The sequence below is a fragment of the Brevibacillus brevis genome (assembly GCF_022026395.1).
Classification (GTDB): domain Bacteria; phylum Bacillota; class Bacilli; order Brevibacillales; family Brevibacillaceae; genus Brevibacillus.
The window spans coordinates 4074972-4091999 of sequence record NZ_CP041767.1 but is presented as its reverse complement, the minus strand read 5'-3'; the positions used below and the strand labels follow the sequence as shown (position 1 = coordinate 4091999).

General features: G+C 47.9%; 4 protein-coding genes (1 of these 4 cut by a window edge). All 4 read left to right on the top strand.

What is annotated here, in order from left to right; all coding sequences use genetic code 11:
• The first annotated feature begins 24 nt into the window (after positions 1-24).
• Tightly spaced (at most 20 nt apart), the 4 genes in view from FO446_RS19330 to FO446_RS19315 form a layout consistent with a single transcriptional unit that may run on beyond the window.
• Positions 25-819: an alpha/beta hydrolase gene (locus FO446_RS19330; RefSeq protein WP_221869037.1), complete on the top strand. Its 795-nt coding sequence runs from the start codon at positions 25-27 to the stop codon at positions 817-819.
• A gap of 8 nt (positions 820-827) precedes the next feature.
• Entirely contained in the window at positions 828-1643 is an 816-nt protein-coding gene (locus tag FO446_RS19325) for a methyltransferase domain-containing protein (RefSeq protein WP_237898839.1), read from the top strand.
• Between the two features lie 20 nt (positions 1644-1663).
• Positions 1664-9877: an SDR family NAD(P)-dependent oxidoreductase gene (locus tag FO446_RS19320; protein ID WP_237898838.1), complete on the top strand. Its 8214-nt coding sequence runs from the start codon at positions 1664-1666 to the stop codon at positions 9875-9877.
• Positions 9874-17028: the 5' portion of an SDR family NAD(P)-dependent oxidoreductase gene (locus FO446_RS19315; RefSeq protein ID WP_237898833.1), read on the top strand. The gene runs 4800 nt beyond the window's last position; only the first 7155 of its 11955 coding nucleotides appear in the window; it begins with the start codon at positions 9874-9876; its stop codon lies off the right edge, out of view. The genes FO446_RS19320 and FO446_RS19315 overlap by 4 nt, the downstream gene beginning before the upstream one ends.

The window sequence follows — 17028 nt, the reverse complement described above, 5'->3', positions numbered from 1 at the left end:
TCAAATAAGAAAGGAACGGCGAAAATGAATTTGGAACTAGTAGAATACCATCCTGAGGGCGTTTCTAGCGAAGCGCCTCTTCTTTTTGTGCATGGAGCATGTCATGGAGCATGGTGTTGGGAAAAAAACTTCCTTCCTTATTTTGCGGACAAAGGCTTTTCTTCCTATGCGCTGAGCTTTCGTGGGCACGGTGAAAGTGACGGCTTTGACCATCTTCATACCTACACCCTACAGGATTACACGGATGATGTTCTTGAAGTGATAGGTCGTCTAAAAAACAAGCCAGTCCTAATCGGGCACTCCATGGGCGGAGGAATTGTGCAGAAGATCTTGCACCAGTATCCAGATATAATCTCGGGTACCGTACTCGTTGCCTCGATTCCTCCACATGGCGGGATGCGTGACCTATTCCGATTGATGTTCAAAAATTTTAAAGAAGCTATGCAGTTGTTTACATATAACGAAAAAAGAGATGCCTCGCTGCTTGCCAATGTCTTTTTTTCCAAGGAGCTGCCGATGGAAAAAAAGGACGAGTGGGTGAAGCTCTTGCAGCCGGAATCACTGAAAGCAAGAACTGAGATGAATGGAAAAATTGTTCCAAAAACCATCAGTGCGAAAGCTCCGATGCTGGTTATCGGCTCCAAGCAGGATCGGATGATTTCTGAGAAAACAACGCGCCGAATTGGCAAAGCATACGGAATCGAGCCTGTTCTTTTCCCAAATATCAGTCACGATATGATGCTTGATCCTGAATGGGAAGCTGTTGCGGGCGAGATTTTGGCTTTTTTAAACGAATCGATATCTGAACAGCGGAGGTAGGGAATAACATGGAAGGTTCTTATCAAATCGCAAACATTGCAACGAATGTTGAGGTAGAAATAGAACGCTTGAAATCGCAGGTGGAGCTGTTCTGGGATAAGGAGCTGAAGCATTATATCGAGTTTGGTCTGACAGATGGGATGTCGGTCATAGAGCTGGGCTCGGGCCCGGGATTCGTGATGGAAAAGGTCATGCAGGCGTTTCCAAATGGCAGAGTGACGGGATTGGAGATCGATCCTCTTCTCGTTGATTATTCCCAAAACTATTTGACAAAAACGCAATCGGATCGATTTGAGATCATCGCGGGATCGATTATGGAAACGGGCTTACCCAGCGATTCCTATGATTTTGCCATTACGCGACTCGTATTGGAACATTTGCCCGACCCAGTTGGTGCGGTTCGTGAAGTAGCGAGGTTGTTAAAACCAAGTGGCAAAGCGGTATTCATCGACAATGATTTCGAGATGCATATCATGACCACCCCACATGTACCAGAATTGCGAGAGCTATATGATGCCTACTGTGCGGCACGCTATGCGGAAGGTGGCAACCCGAAAATCGGTCGTGAACTGCCAACGGTGCTAAAACAAGGCGGACTCGGAAAAATAGATTTCGAAGTCATTTGCGCTCACAGTGAGCTTCTCGGGTACGAAATGTTTCTAAAGTCGGAGGGTGTAGGCATACCTGTGCAGTTGGTGCGTGACGGTTATTTGTCCAGTAAGGCGCTGGGCAAGCTATCTGTGGCATGGCGAAACATGCTGAATACGGAAGGTCATTCCATTCTCAGACAGCTGTACATGGCTGTTGGTGAGAAAACGGTGTAGAAGAAAGGGGGGAGTCGAGTATGAAGGTACTTTTTCATTCATTACATGATGTGGAAACCATAGTGAAAGAAGTAATGACCGACTTGTTAAAAGATACGACGAATCCCTTGGATTTCGATAAAAGTTTTGTGGAATTGGGTATCAGCTCGGTATTGTCAGTAGAAATGGTAGAGATGATGAATAGGAAGCTAGGCATTGACTTGGGGATTGAGGTCGTTTTTGATCATGAGAATACCAAGCTGCTAGCCGCGCATATTTTCGAAAAATATCAGCCAGCAAGTCGTACCCAGTCCGATAACGGTTCATCAACGATTGCGAGCAAGATAGGTAAAATCATTGCTCACCTATTGGATACACCTGTGGAAGCCTTGAATTTCGATAAAAGCTTCATCGAGCTCGGCATCCATTCTGTATTAGCGGTCGAATTAATAGAAGCAATCAATGCTGACTTGGGGATCAATCTTGGCGTAGAAGCTATTTTTGATTATACAGAGGTGGGTGAGCTGGCGGAATATATCTCTCTGCAATTTGCAACCGAGATGGCAGCAGACGAGAGCCAAATCCTGCCTACTGTTTTCGCAAACGAAATTCGTCACTCCGATATCGCGATCATCGGTATAGCTGGCAGATTTGCTGGCTCGGATTCGGTTGAAGAGTTTTGGGAGCATCTTGCGTCCGGGGACAGTTGTATCGAGGAAATAACACGCAGTGGCTGGGAAGCAGATCAATATTACGGCGGTCTTCTCAAGGACATTGATCAATTTGATGCATCCTTTTTCAATATTACCCCTGATGAAGCAAAAAGTATGGACCCTCAACAACGGTTGTTCCTGCAAGAGTCCTATAAAGCTTTTGAAGATAGCGGATACTCGGTTGAACAGTTATCGGGGAGAAAATTAGGTGTATTTGTCGGGGGACGCCAATCAGACTACAAAGAAAAATCCATGTTGGCCGAAGGTGTCTCTTCACAAACGATGCTAGGCAATGAAATGTCGATGCTAGGGGCAAGACTCTCCTATTTTTTCAATCTCAAAGGCCCCAGTCTTGCTGTTGATACAGCTTGTTCCTCTGCTTTGGTAGCCATTCATTTGGCTTGCGACAGTCTTCGCAGGGGAGAAACCGAAATGGCTCTTGCAGGCGGCGTGGCGATTCACAGCTCCCCTGAATTTTTTGTGATGTCCTCCCAAATGGGGGTGGTCTCACCGGATGGAACATGCAACACCTTTGATAATGCTGCAAATGGCATGGTGTTTGGAGAAGGCGTTGGAGCGGTCGTACTGAAACCAGTTGCGAAAGCAGTGGAAGATGGCGACCATATTTATGCAATCATCAAAGGCTCAACGGTGAATCAGACAGGAAAGTCAAACGGGATTACCGCACCCAGCATGCTTGCCCAAAAAGAATTGATTGTGGATGCCTATGAAAAGGCAGGGGTTGATCCGGAGACGATCAGTTATATCGAAACGCATGGGACTGGAACGCAGCTGGGTGACCCTATTGAAGTGAAGGCGTTAATTGAAGCATTTCGTTCTTTTACGGATAAAGCACAGTTTTGCGCGATTGGGTCACATAAGCCCAACATCGGTCATGCCACGATGACATCGGGACTGGCGAGTCTGTTTAAAGTCGTCATGGCGATGAAATATAAAAAGATCGCTCCGACGATCAGCGTCAAAGAAGTCAATAAACATATCAAATTGAGCGGAAGTCCCTTTTTCATCAATACCGAGCTCATGGAATGGAATACCAGTGATGCCACTCCGCGAAGAGCAGGTGTGAGCGCTCTAGGATCGAACGGAACCAATTGTCATCTGATTCTGGAAGAAGCGCCGACGGTACAGCCGCAATCAAGCAATCAGCAAGCAGGAGCTTATTACTTGTTCCCGTTTTCAGCGAAGAGCGAGTCAGCTCTCACGCAAAAACTGGATGAAATGTCCCGGTGGTTAGCAAAAGAAGCGGGACGTTTTCACGAACAAGATATTTCCTATACCTTATTCACAGGAAGAAGTCATTTTTCGCACCGTTGCATGTTTATTGCCAAGGACGCAGAGGAATTACGGCAAAAAATCACGGAAGTAAAAGAAACGGGAACAGCTGCTGATTATTTTGTCCAGGATGAAGCGGATTCTGTGCGGCTAGATGCGAGCTTGAAAGAGTTCGGAGAAAAGTTAATGGCTGAAGTAGCAGAGAACCGTTCGCTAACCAACCAGTCAAGGAAAGAAATGCTGTCCACGCTTGCCGATTTATTTGTAAAAGGATACAAACTGGATTGGAGTTCCTTCTATAACAACGGCAAATACACCCGAGTGCCTTTGCCCGCCTATCCTTTTAGAGGGGAACGCTATTGGCTGCCCAAAACAGAGCGACCGGATCGCTTGCCCAATACCCATCCCGAATTGTGGAAGGAGATGGACAAGCTTCTCGCCAAGCTGTTATGGGCGCAAATGCAGTCGATCGGGTGGTTTACTGCCAAGAGTGTGAATGTCGCCGACCTCAAGGCAAAAACAGGCTTCCCTCCGCGTTATGAAAAATGGATGGAAGAAAGTATAGCGATGTTAACTCGTCACGGCTATCTCGATGGCTATGATGGAGAGCAATGCCTGGTGGTCGATCCGACTTTGATCGAGGTAGACGCAGTATGGGAAGAATGGGATCGACGTAAGGTGGCATGGCGAGAAGATGCCAATCTGGAAGTGCGGATAAGATTGCTGGAAGCTACGATGAAATCTCTCCCGCACATTGTTACAGGCAAGCGACTTGCTACAGATGTCATGTTTCCGGGTTCGTCAATGGAATTGGTTCAACATATTTATAAAAATAACCCTGTGGCAGATCACTACAATGAAGTGCTCGCGGAAACAGTCGCAACCTATGTGGAAGAACGGGTGAAAAAAGAACCCTCTGCAAAAATTCGCATCCTAGAGATTGGTGCGGGGACGGGTGGAACGAGCACCTTTGTTTTTGAAAAGCTGAAGCCTTATCAGGAGTTTATCGAAGAATATTGCTATACGGACATCTCCAAAGCATTTTTGATGTTCGCACAAAAGGAATATGGACCGCATGTTCCGTATCTGACCTATCAAATTTTTAATGTGGAGGCGCCTTTTGCGGAGCAAGGAGTACGAGAGGGCTATTACGATCTGGTGATTGCGGCGAATGTGTTGCATGCCACCAAAGATATTCACAGAACCTTGCGCCATACCAAAGCGGTTTTACGAGAAAACGGATTGGTTCTTTTAAATGAGATTAGCAGTAATTCCTTGTTCCTTCATCTGACCTTTGGTCTTTTGGAGGGATGGTGGCTGTCTGAAGATACAGATGTACGTATTCCTGGTTCTCCTGCCTTAACCCCGGCATGTTGGCAAAAAGTACTGGAAAAGGAAGGATTTCACACGATCTCTTTTCCAGCTCGGGAAGCGCATGATCTGGGACAACAGATCGTCATTGGAAAAAGCGATGGCGTCCTTCACCCTGGTGTTCGTGTCGGAGCGACTGTTTCGCCTATCGCGCGCGAGACTGAACAGCAGGCAAAACCAGAAGGAAAAGTCTCTTCGCAGCCAGCGCCGCAATACATTCCAAGCGAGTCTGTGGTGACCGAGCAGACGGTGACGGATTATGTGAAGGATATGATTATTGAAAAGCTGGTTACCGCATTGGAAGTCGAGGTCGATTCGATCGATGTGGACGAGCCTTTCAGAGATTATGGATTGGATTCGATTCTTGGCGTTCGATTGGTGCAAGAGATCAATCAAGCGTTGGTGATTGAAATTGAGACGACGATTCTTTTTGATTACAGTACGGTAAATCAACTTACAGGTTATATTTTGTCAGAGTACAATGAGGTCATTGCTCGAGCGTTAGGGCAGAAGATCAGTCTATCCGAGCAGAGGGAAGAGTCCGTCTCTGCTATTCAGACCGAGCCATTCATTCAAGCAGCTCCAATGCTTTCAGCGGAAACAGGGAGCATGTCAGAAAAAGCTTCGTACCTCACTGAACCCATTGCCATTATTGGGATGAGCGGTACGTTTGCCTCCGCTGGCAACGCTGACGACTTATGGGAGCACTTGGTGAACGGATCGGATTTACTTACGAAAGTGAGACGCTGGGATTTATCGGCGTACGGCCTGGACGACGCGGAAGGCTATCAATACGGCGGACTTGTTGAAAATATTGATTTGTTTGATCCGCTGTTTTTCAACATATCCGGTCTGGAAGCTGACTATATGGACCCGCAGCAACGCTTCTTTTTGGAGGAATCCTGGAAAGCGTTGGAGGATGCTGGCTATGCGGGTCAAGGGGTGCAAGGAGTCCAATGCGGCGTCTACGCAGGATGCGCCAAAGGTGATTACGACCGTCTCGTGGGAGAGAACCCTCCTGCCCAAGCCTTCTGGGGTAATATGGAGTCCATTGTGCCAGCTCGGGTTGCTTATCACCTGGACTTGCAGGGACCTGCCGTCACGATTGATACCGCTTGCTCCAGCTCGTTGGTGGCGATTCATATGGCGTGTCAAGCCTTGCGGACAGGTGAGGTCGACATGGCATTGGCAGGTGGTGTCTTCATTCAATCAACGCCAGGATTCTATTTGTCTGCCAAGCGGGCAGGTATGCTGTCACCGACGGGACGCTGCCATACGTTTGATGAGCGGGCTGATGGTTTTGCAACGGGGGAAGGCGCTGGTGTCGTTGTACTGAAACGTCTGTCGGAAGCGATGGCTTGCGGTGACCATATTTACGGTGTCATTCGAGGCTCGGGTATCAATCAGGATGGGACGACGAATGGGATTACTGCGCCGAGTGCGAAATCTCAGGAGCGCTTGGAACGCAAAGTCTACGATACATTTGACATCAATCCTGAGCAAATTACGATGGTCGAGGCTCATGGAACAGGAACCAAGCTGGGAGATCCGATTGAGTATCAAGCGCTCACTCGCGCTTTTCGGGCCTATACGGATAAAGAAGAATTTTGTGCGATTGGATCGATCAAGACGAATATTGGTCATACACAGATCGCAGCAGGTGTTGCAGGGGTCATCAAAATCCTTTTGTCATTGAAACACAAACAAATCGCACCATCCCTGCATTTTGAAACAGGGAACGCAAACATTACGTTTGATGGCAGCCCGTTTTATGTCAATACAAGCCTGAAGGAATGGTCGGTGGAGCCGCAAGTCAAACGTTGTGCGGCGATCAGTTCCTTTGGAGCCAGCGGTACAAATGCGCATATGGTAATCGAAGAGGCCCCTCAAATAGAGCGGATTCACGCGAAAAGGCCTGGCTATTTGCTTGTGCTGTCGGCGCGCACTTTTGAGCAGCTACGCCAGCAGGTTGTCCAATTGCTTTCCTTTTGTGAAAAAGCACCGGAGACGGATTGTGGAAATATCAGCTATACGCTGCTAGTAGGAAGAAAGCATTTCCATCACCGCTTTGCTTGCATTGCTCAAAATACAGCCGAGCTTGTCCAGCTTTTGAAAAAGTGGTTGGAAACAGGAAGAGCATCTCAGGTTTTTGTTTCCGAATTAAATGAAAAAGATCATCGTGAACAAACCGCCTTGAAACGTTATGGAAATCAAAGCATCGAGAATCTGCATGTGGCGAGTCAGGCGAGCGAATATTTGGAGCAGCTATCTGTGATCGCGGAATTGTTTGTGCAGGGATATAGATTAGACTATGACAAGCTGTTTGCGAACGATCAGTATTCTCGTATTCCACTTCCTACGTATCCTTTTGCCAAGGAACGGCATTGGGTACTGGAGAGTGAAGCAAAAGCAAATGCAAGGGGAGCGGCAACTATCATCACAGCGTCCGTGATCCATCCCATGCTACATCAGAACACTTCTACTTTCTCCGAGCAACGGTTTAGCTCCACCTTCACGGGAGAAGAGTTTTTCTTGGCAGATCACGTAGTCAAAGGGCAGCGGGTGTTGCCGGGAGTTGCCTATCTGGAGATGGCAAGAAGCGCGATGGAGCACGCAATAGGAGAAAACATCCATGGGGACACGGCGATTAACCTACACAATGTCGTATGGGCTCGTCCAATCGTTGTAGGCGATCAGCCTGTTCGGGTACATACGGGACTCGTACTCGAAGAAGACGGTGAGGTATCCTACCAAATTTATAGCGAAGCAGAGGGCAGTGATGCCGAGATCGTGGTACACAGTCAAGGAAATGCTGTGCTTGCTCCGCGCTCGGAGTTGCCCATGCTTGACTTGCCCGTTTTGCAAGAGCAGTGCGGCGAGCAGGTGATTTCATCCGAGGAATTCTATGAGTTCTTCAGAGCGATTCAAATTGATTATGGACGCGGACATAAAGGAATAGACAAGGTATATGTCGGGCGTGGACAAGTCTTGGCAAAGCTGGTTTTACCGTTATCGGTCACCGGGTCAGAGGAGCAGTTTGTTTTGCATCCAAGTTTGATGGATTCAGCTTTGCAGGCGTCTGTAGAGTTGACGCTCTCTTCCCGCCACGTGATGTCGTCCGACAGTATGGCAAAACGCAAGCCAGTGATGCCTTTTGCCCTGGAGGAGATTGAAATCATCAGCCCGTGCACAACCGAGATGTGGGCATACGTGCGCTACAGTGACGGCAGCCAAGCAGGGGATAAGGTAGAAAAATATGATATAGACCTATGTGACGACAGTGGAGCGATTTGTGTACGGATGAAGGGATTCACATCCCGGGTACTGGAAAGAGAGATCCAAACCGATCCTACAGCAATAAAGGTGCCGGTTGAAACCTCCAGCGAATCGCTGATTGGAACTATGCTGCTCAGCCCTGTTTGGGAAGAGGTTGTAGTGAACCGTGGTTCGGAAACGCCACTTGCAACTGATCGTATTCTGATTGTTTGTGCGGATGACGAGAACCGAAGCCTTGTTCAACAACGCTATCCTCAGGCAGCTGTTATGGAGATTACGCCCGCGGAAAGTATAGATGAATTAGCGATAAAGCTGGAGCAGGTTGGTTCGATTGATCATATCATCTGGATTGCTCCATGGATTGATTTGGAGTACCTGGCAGAAGAGGCCCTGATCATCGAGCAGGAGCGCGGTGTATTTCATGTGTTTCGCTTGCTGAAAGCGCTGCTCAAGCTGGGCTACGATACCAAGGAGCTAGGATGGAGTCTCGTAACCTTCCAGACGCAACCGATTCATCAAAACGATGTGGTCAACCCTATTCATGCCAGTCTTTACGGATTAGTCGGTTCGATGGCAAAAGAATACACCAACTGGCGTATTCGACTTGTTGATCTGGAAGCGGATCGTGCTTGGCCAATGGAGGAGGTTTTCACACTTCCGCCAGATGCCGAGGGGAATGCAACGGTTTATCGCGGAGGGAAATGGTATCGTCAGGAATTGATTCCACTACGTCAACCGCAATGGGAACAGGCCTCTTACAGGCAGGGTGGTGTCTATGTTGTGATTGGAGGTGCTGGCGGTATTGGAGAAGTCTGGAGCGAATACATGATCAGCACGTATCAAGCGCAAATCATCTGGATAGGACGCCGAGAAAAGAATGCAGAGATCCAAGCCAAAGTGGATCGACTTGCCAAGCTCGGACCTGCTCCTGTCTATATTGCGGCGGACGCCACGAATCGCAAGTCCTTGTATTTTGCTTATGAAGAGATCAAAAAGCGATACAAACAAGTGAACGGAGTCATTCACTCCGCAATTGTCCTGCTAGATAAAAGTCTCGCGAATATGGACGAAGAGCGCTTCCGTGCCGGACTTTCGGCCAAGGTAGATGTTAGCGTGCGGATTGCTCAAGTATTTGATCGGGAGCCGTTGGATTTTGTGATGTTCTTCTCATCGATCAATTCATTTACCAAGTCGCCTGGACAAAGCAATTATGCGTCAGGTTGTACGTTTAAAGATATATTCGCGCACCAGCTTTCGTTGCATAGCCTCAGTGCAGTGAAGGTGATGAATTGGGGATACTGGGCGAACGTAGGCATTGTTGCCACCAAAGATTATCAGGAGAGGATGGCACAGGCAGGACTAGGCTCTATTGAACCTCGTGAAGCAATGACGGCTTTGGAAAGCCTGCTTGCTGGACCGATGAATCAAGTCGCGTTGGTGAAAATCACGAAATCACAGGCCATGCTTACGATAAATCCGGATAAATCCATTTACATCTATCCAGAAAAACTGGTATCCCACATCGAACGTGTAAAGAATGATATGCCCAAACTGGAGTTTTCGTCTCAACGCAGACAATCTGAAATGGAGGCTTATAAATGAATACAATGGATAAGCTTCTCAGTGAACTACTCTATGGTCAATTACAGTCAATCGGGCTGTTCACGGTAAAAAACCAGACAATAGCAGAATGCAAAGCCAAATTGCATGACAGGTACGGCAAATGGCTGGAAGAAAGTATAGCCGTTCTCGTGCAACATAAGTATCTTGCGTACGATGGAGAGTCACTCCTCGCAAACGATACCACCCCTATTCATCTCGATTCAGCATGGAAAAAATGGGAACAAGAAAAAACAGCATGGCTCAACGATCCGAATAGTAAAGCTCAGGTGATTCTCGTAGAGGCGACCATGCGCGTACTGCCAGAGATTTTGTTAGGAAAGATTCCAGCTACAGAGATCATGTTCCCGAATTCCTCGATGGAACTGGTGGAAGGGATCTATAAACACAATGAAGTGGCGGACTACTTTAACGAAGTGCTCGCCAATACGATTGTTACCTATGTGAAGCAGCGTTTGGAGCAAGATGCTTCCGCCCGGATTCGAATTTTGGAAATCGGGGCAGGTACAGGTGGAACCAGTGCGATCGTACTGCCAAGGCTAAAACCCTTTCAGAAACATATCGAGGAATATTGTTATACCGATCTTTCGCAAGCCTTTTTACTTCACGCCGAAAAAGAATATGGAGCCGAAAATCCATATCTCACATATCGGATTTTTAACGTGGAAAAGCCTGTTGAGGAACAGGGGATCGCTGCGGACTCCTATGATCTGGTGATTGCCACAAACGTATTGCATGCGACGAAAAATATTGGTCAAACCTTGCTACACGCCAAAACAACGTTACAGAAAAATGGCTTGCTGATTCTGAATGAGTTAACGAGCAATACCTTGTTTGCTCACTTGACGTTTGGTTTGCTGGATGGCTGGTGGCGCTATGATGATCCAGAATGGCGTATTCCCGGCTGCCCTCTGTTAACAGTGGAAACATGGCAAAAGGTGTTGAAAAAGGCAGGGTATCGATCTGTTTTCTTGCCAGCAGAAGAGCATCTGGATTTATGCCAGCAGATTATTGTGGCAGAAAGCGATGGGGTGATTCGTCGCAGTAGCCAACCGAGGCAGTCGGCGGGAACAGTTGCGTATTCGCCTGCAAAAAAGCAAGCCTCAAATTTGAAGGCGAAGCCACTCAAAAAACAAGTGCCAGTACGCACAACACCAGCGAAAAAGTCAGGTGGAGTCACGGAGGAATGGCTTCGCGAAAAAAGCACGGCTTATATCAAAAAGTTAATTAGCGAAACGCTCAGAATTCCGACCCAACAGATTAAATCATCGGCACCATTAGAGCAATATGGAATTGATTCGATTCTGGTTGTGCAATTGACCAATTCGCTTCGTAAAGATTTTGCGAATATGAGCAGTACGATATTTTTCGAGTATCAGACGATTGATGCCTTGGTAGAGTATCTCATAGAGACGCAAAAGGAAGCGTTGCTCAAGGTAACAGGAGTAGAAGCACAAGAAGCAATTGACGAAGCGTACCCGAACGAGCTAGAGAATGAGGGTATGACCGACTCTGCTTCAACTGCGTACACCAATCTTCCTGTGAGAAAAACGAGACGCTTTTTATCCGTTCACGAACAAGCGAGCAAGGAATCCATTACGCATTCATCTGTAGTGCGGGATGTGGCGATCATCGGACTTTCCGGGCGTTATCCCCAGGCGAAAAATGTGGATGAATTCTGGAATCGTTTAAAAGAGGGGAAAAACTGCATTTCAGAAATCCCTAAGGATCGCTGGGATTGGAAGAGCTATTTTGACGAAGAAAAAGGCAAACAGGATTCGATGTATACAAAATGGGGCGGATTTATCGAGGATATGGATAAATTCGATCCCTTATTTTTTCAAATCTCTCCCAAAGAAGCCGAGGAGATGGACCCGCAAGAACGGTTATTTTTACAAGAAGCCTATGCGAGTATTGAAGACGCTGGATATACGCCTGCAACTCTGTGTGAAAGCAGAAAAGTAGGCGTTTTTGTCGGCGTGATGAATGGCAATTATCCGACGGGAGCCACTTATTGGTCGATCGCGAATCGTCTCTCTTATCTATTAAACTTCCAAGGTCCAAGTGTGGCGGTCGATACCGCTTGCTCCGCTTCTCTTACAGCGATTCATTTCGCCTTGGAAAGCTTGTATAGCGGAACAAGCGAGTGTGCAATCGCAGGGGGAGTCAATCTCATTGTCGATCCTGTCCACTATATGAAATTGTCAGCCTTGACGATGCTCTCTCCTTCGAATCAATGCAAGTCCTTCGGCGATCAGGCGGACGGCTTTGTGGATGGAGAGGGTGTGGGCGCAATCGTCTTGAAGCCTTTGGATAAGGCGATTGCCGATGGCGACCATATTTACGGAGTCATCAAAGGAAGCATGATGAATGCCGGTGGGAAAACGAATGGCTATACCGTCCCGAATCCGCAGGCGCAGGCGCAGTTAGTGGCAGATGCCTTGCAACGTGCCAAGGTACATGCAAGAACGGTCAGTTATCTGGAAGCACACGGAACAGGAACGGAGCTGGGTGACCCGATCGAGGTTGCTGGACTTACTCGCGCCTTTGAAAAAGACACCCAGGACAAGCAGTTCTGCGCATTGGGATCGGCGAAATCGAATATCGGACATTGTGAGAGTGCGGCAGGGATTGCTGGCGTAACGAAAATATTGTTGCAGCTAAAGCACGGCCAATTAGTGCCATCCTTGCATTCCAGCACGCTCAATCCGAATATTGATTTCAGCAAGACTCCGTTTGTGGTTCAGCAAGAGTTGGCGGAATGGAAACGACCGATTGTTGAGATTAATGGCACAACCAATGAATACCCGCGAATTGCAGGGATTTCCTCGTTTGGTGCAGGAGGAAGCAATGCCCATGTGATTATTGAAGAATATATTCCGGAAGAGCAACAGCGATCCAGCTTGAAAATCACACTCCAGAACCCGGCTATTTTTGTTTTGTCAGCAAAGAATGCGGAAAGGCTGTATGAAAAAGCACAGCAGTTGTTAGCTTTTATCCAGAAACACGGATTAACCGATGCGGACTTAGCCGACATGGCGTACACGCTTCAGGTAGGACGTGTAGCTATGGAAGAGCGTATTGCTGTCATCGCAGGTTCTGTGAAGGAGTTGCAACAAAAACTAACAGCCTATGTAGATGGGCAAGAGCATATTGGTGATTTGTACCGTGGTCAGATAAACCGAAATCAGGAAATGCTGGATATTTTGACGTCCGATGATGAATTGGAAGAAACGATTGCGAGATGGATGGAACGCGGTAAATACAGCAAGCTTCTCGACCTGTGGGTGAAGGGCTTATCGATCGATTGGAACAAGCTTTATCAGGAAGAGCAACCGAGACGTATCAGTTTGCCGACGTATCCTTTTGCCAAGGAACCTTATTGGATCGAAGCCAAGTCTCCTGGTAACAGCAGCGCAGGGGTGGGGGCGATTCATCCTTTCTTGCACCAGAATACATCGGATTTCATGGAGCAGCGGTTTAGTTCCACGTTTACGGGACAGGAGTTTTTCCTGAGTGACCATGTCATCAAGGGTCAACGTATCTTGCCAAGTGCGGCTTATCTGGAGATGGCACGAGCAGCCATACAGGTGGCGGCGGGAGGTCTTGATTCGGAGCAAAAACAGGAAGGACTTCGTTTTAAAAATGTGGTCTGGACGCAACCTTTGGCTGTTGGTTCAGAGCCTGTTCAGGCTCATATCGAACTCTATCCTGAGGCGAATGGTGAAATTGTTTTTGAAATTTACAGTGAGAGCAAGGAAGATCAAAATCAAACGGTAGAGACTGTACACAGTCAAGGGAGTGCCGTGTTGTGCCCCGTTCCAGATATTCCTCCATTCGATCTCAACGCACTGCGGGAACAGTGCAACCTAAACATACTCAGCGCGGAACAATGCTATGAGGTTTTCAAAAAGATGGGAGTCGACTATGGGCTTGCACATCGTGGGATCGAGCAAATTTTGATCGGTCAGGGGCAGGTGTTGGCGAAGCTGTCTCTGCCTTCTTCCGTTGCGAAAACTCAAGGACAATTTGGTCTGCATCCGAGTTTGATCGACGCAGCTCTACAGGCGTCGCTTGGCTTGATGATGGCAACCAGTGATTTTTCGCTCATACTTCCCTTTGCTCTTGAGGAATTGGAGATCGTCGGTGCTTGCTCCGCTTCCATGTGGGCACTCATTCGCTACAGGGAGGGCAGTAAAGCTGGAGATAAAGTGGAGAAGTTTGATATCGACTTGTGCGACGAGAACGGGAATGTCCGGGTGCGGATGAAGGGCTTTTCTACGCGCAAGATCGCAAATGAATCTGTTAAATCAGAAGGAGAAGCGCCAAAAGCTTCCGTTTCTTTTGCAGAGGAGAAGGCCGTAGATTCCACCTCACTGATGGAACAGGCAACCCATTATTTTAAAAAGCTGCTTTCCTCCGTCATCAAATTGCCAGTTGCTAAAATGGAAGCAGACGCCTCGTTGGAAAAATACGGTGTCGACTCCATTGTGGCTATGCAGATGACCAAGGAGTTGGAAAAGCAATTTGGTTCGTTACCCAAAACGCTATTTTTTGAATACCAAACGATAAAAGAGTTAACAGGGTACTTCCTTGAAAACTATCGTGAAAGCCTGATGCGCACACTGGGGATGGGGGAAAATGCGGAAGCCCCTCTCACGCTCGCGCAAGAGCCAGAAGCAACGATTGCGGATGAGAGGACAGTACAGCAGCCAGGGCGTAGGAACAAAAAGCGCAAGTCTCAACGGTTTGCGTCCCTTCGTATGGAAACCCAACGACAAAATGGAGCGTTGGACATTGCCATTATTGGTGTTTCTGGACGCTATCCGCAAGCGTCGAATATACATGATTTTTGGAAAAATCTGCGCGACGGCAAGGATTGTATTACCGAAATCCCAAAAGACCGTTGGGATCACAGTCTCTACTTTGATGAGACGAAGGACAAGATCGGTAAATCGTATTCCAAATGGGGCGGCTTCATAGATGGTGTCGATCAGTTTGATCCGCTGTTCTTCCATATTTCCCCACGGGAAGCAGAGCTGATGGACCCACAGGAGCGGTTATTTTTACAGTGTGTCTATGAAACGATAGAGGATGCAGGGTATACGCGCGAAACGCTGGGCAAGCTCGAAGTCTTGGGGGGGAATGTAGGTGTTTACGTAGGCGTTATGTACGAGGAATACCAGCTCTATGCGTCCGCTGAACAGGCGTTGGGCAGAGCGCTTACGATTGCGGGAAGTCCGGCTTCCATCGCGAACCGCGTCTCCTATTTTTGCAATTTCCACGGTCCGAGCATGGCGGTCGATACGATGTGCTCGTCTTCGTTGACGGGGATTCATTTAGCGTGTCACAGTTTACAGCGCGGCGAATGTGAGGTTGCGATCGCAGGTGGTGTGAATGTTTCTATTCATCCAAACAAATATTTGTATTTGTCGCAGGGCAAGTTCGCCTCCAGCAAAGGACGATGCGAAAGCTTTGGAGAAGGTGGCGACGGATATGTACCAGGCGAAGGAGTCGGAGCCGTATTGCTCAAACCACTGGCAAGAGCAATCGCTGATGGAGACCACATCTATGGCGTGATAAAAGGAAGCGCCATTAATCATGGTGGAAAAACAAACGGCTATACGGTTCCCAATCCTCATTCTCAATCAAGGGTGATTCGCCGAGCTTTTGAAGAAGCAGGCATTCATCCGAGAACAGTCAGCTATATAGAGGCACACGGTACTGGGACTTCATTGGGAGACCCCATTGAAATTGCCGGATTGACGAAGACTTTTCAGGAATACACAAAGGAGAATCAGTTCTGCGCGATTGGTTCGGCCAAGTCAAATATCGGGCATGGTGAGAGTGCGGCAGGGATAGCAGGGTTGACCAAGATATTGCTGCAAATGAAATACAAGAAGCTAGTCCCATCCCTCCATTCCAGCACACTTAACCCAAACATTGATTTCAGCAAGACTCCATTTGTGGTGCAGCAAGAGCTGGCGGAATGGAAGCGTCCCGTGATTGAAATCAACGGGGTAACGAGAGAATATCCAAGGATTGCGGGGATATCCTCTTTTGGCGCGGGAGGAGCAAATGCTCATCTCGTAATCGAAGAATACAGGGAAGAGGAACAACGCCAACCATTCAGCATCTCGGCAAAAAATCCAGCAGTCATCGTATTGTCAGCGAAAAATAAAGACCGTCTTCGGGAGCAGGTGCAACGGTTGTTGTCTGCTATTCGGGAGCAAATGCTGACGGACGACGATCTAGCAGAGATTGCCTACACGCTCCAAGTAGGACGTGAAGCGATGGAAGAGCGGCTCGCTGTGATCGTCAAGTCGATCTCCGAGCTTGAAGCGAAGCTAACGTTTTATTTGGAAGACGAGGATGACAGACAAGACCTGTTCATGGGTCAGGTAAAGCGGAATAAAGAAACGATGGATGTTTTTGCCGCAGATGAGGATTTACAACAGGCAATCGATACATGGATCACTAAAGGGAAATATGCAAAGATTTTGCAGATGTGGGTACAGGGACTGATTTTTGACTGGAACAAGCTCTACGGGGATACGAAGCCTCGTCGAATCAGCCTACCTGCTTATCCTTTTGCAAGAGAGCGCTATTGGCTGCCAAAGGTGAAGTCACAAGCCATTGGTTATATCGGGGCAGGAGCACTGGGTACCCTTCATCCCATGCTGCATGAAAATACATCTACACTTTCGGAACAACGGCACAGCTCGACGTTTACAGGGCAGGAGTTTTTCCTTAGAGATCATGTCGTGAAGGGGCAAAAGGTATTGCCAGGGGTAGCTTATCTGGAGATGGCACGAGTGGCTGTGGATTTGGCAACAGGTGTCCGATCTGATAACCAGTCGGCGATTCAATTGAAAAATATCGTGTGGGCGAAACCAGTAATAGTGGAAGATGCGCCGATCCAAGTACACACGGGACTATACCCGGAAGAGAATGGTGAAATCGCTTTTGAAATCTACAGCCAGCCAAGAGAAGCCGAGGAGAATCTAGTAGTACATAGCCAGGGAAGAGCAGTACTACGATCAGCTATGGAGGCGCCAGCGCTCGACCTTTCTGCCATTCAAGCACAGTGCACAGAGAGTAGTTACAGCTTTAGCCAATGCTACGAAACATTT

What these genes read in the sequence shown, in the direction of transcription:
- FO446_RS19325 (WP_237898839.1), top strand. Translation starts at nt 828, where the DNA reads ATGGAAGGTTCTTATCAAATCGCAAACATTGCAACGAATGTTGAGGTA.
- FO446_RS19330 (WP_221869037.1), top strand. Translation starts at nt 25, where the DNA reads ATGAATTTGGAACTAGTAGAATACCATCCTGAGGGCGTTTCTAGCGAA.
- FO446_RS19320 (WP_237898838.1), top strand. Translation starts at nt 1,664, where the DNA reads ATGAAGGTACTTTTTCATTCATTACATGATGTGGAAACCATAGTGAAA.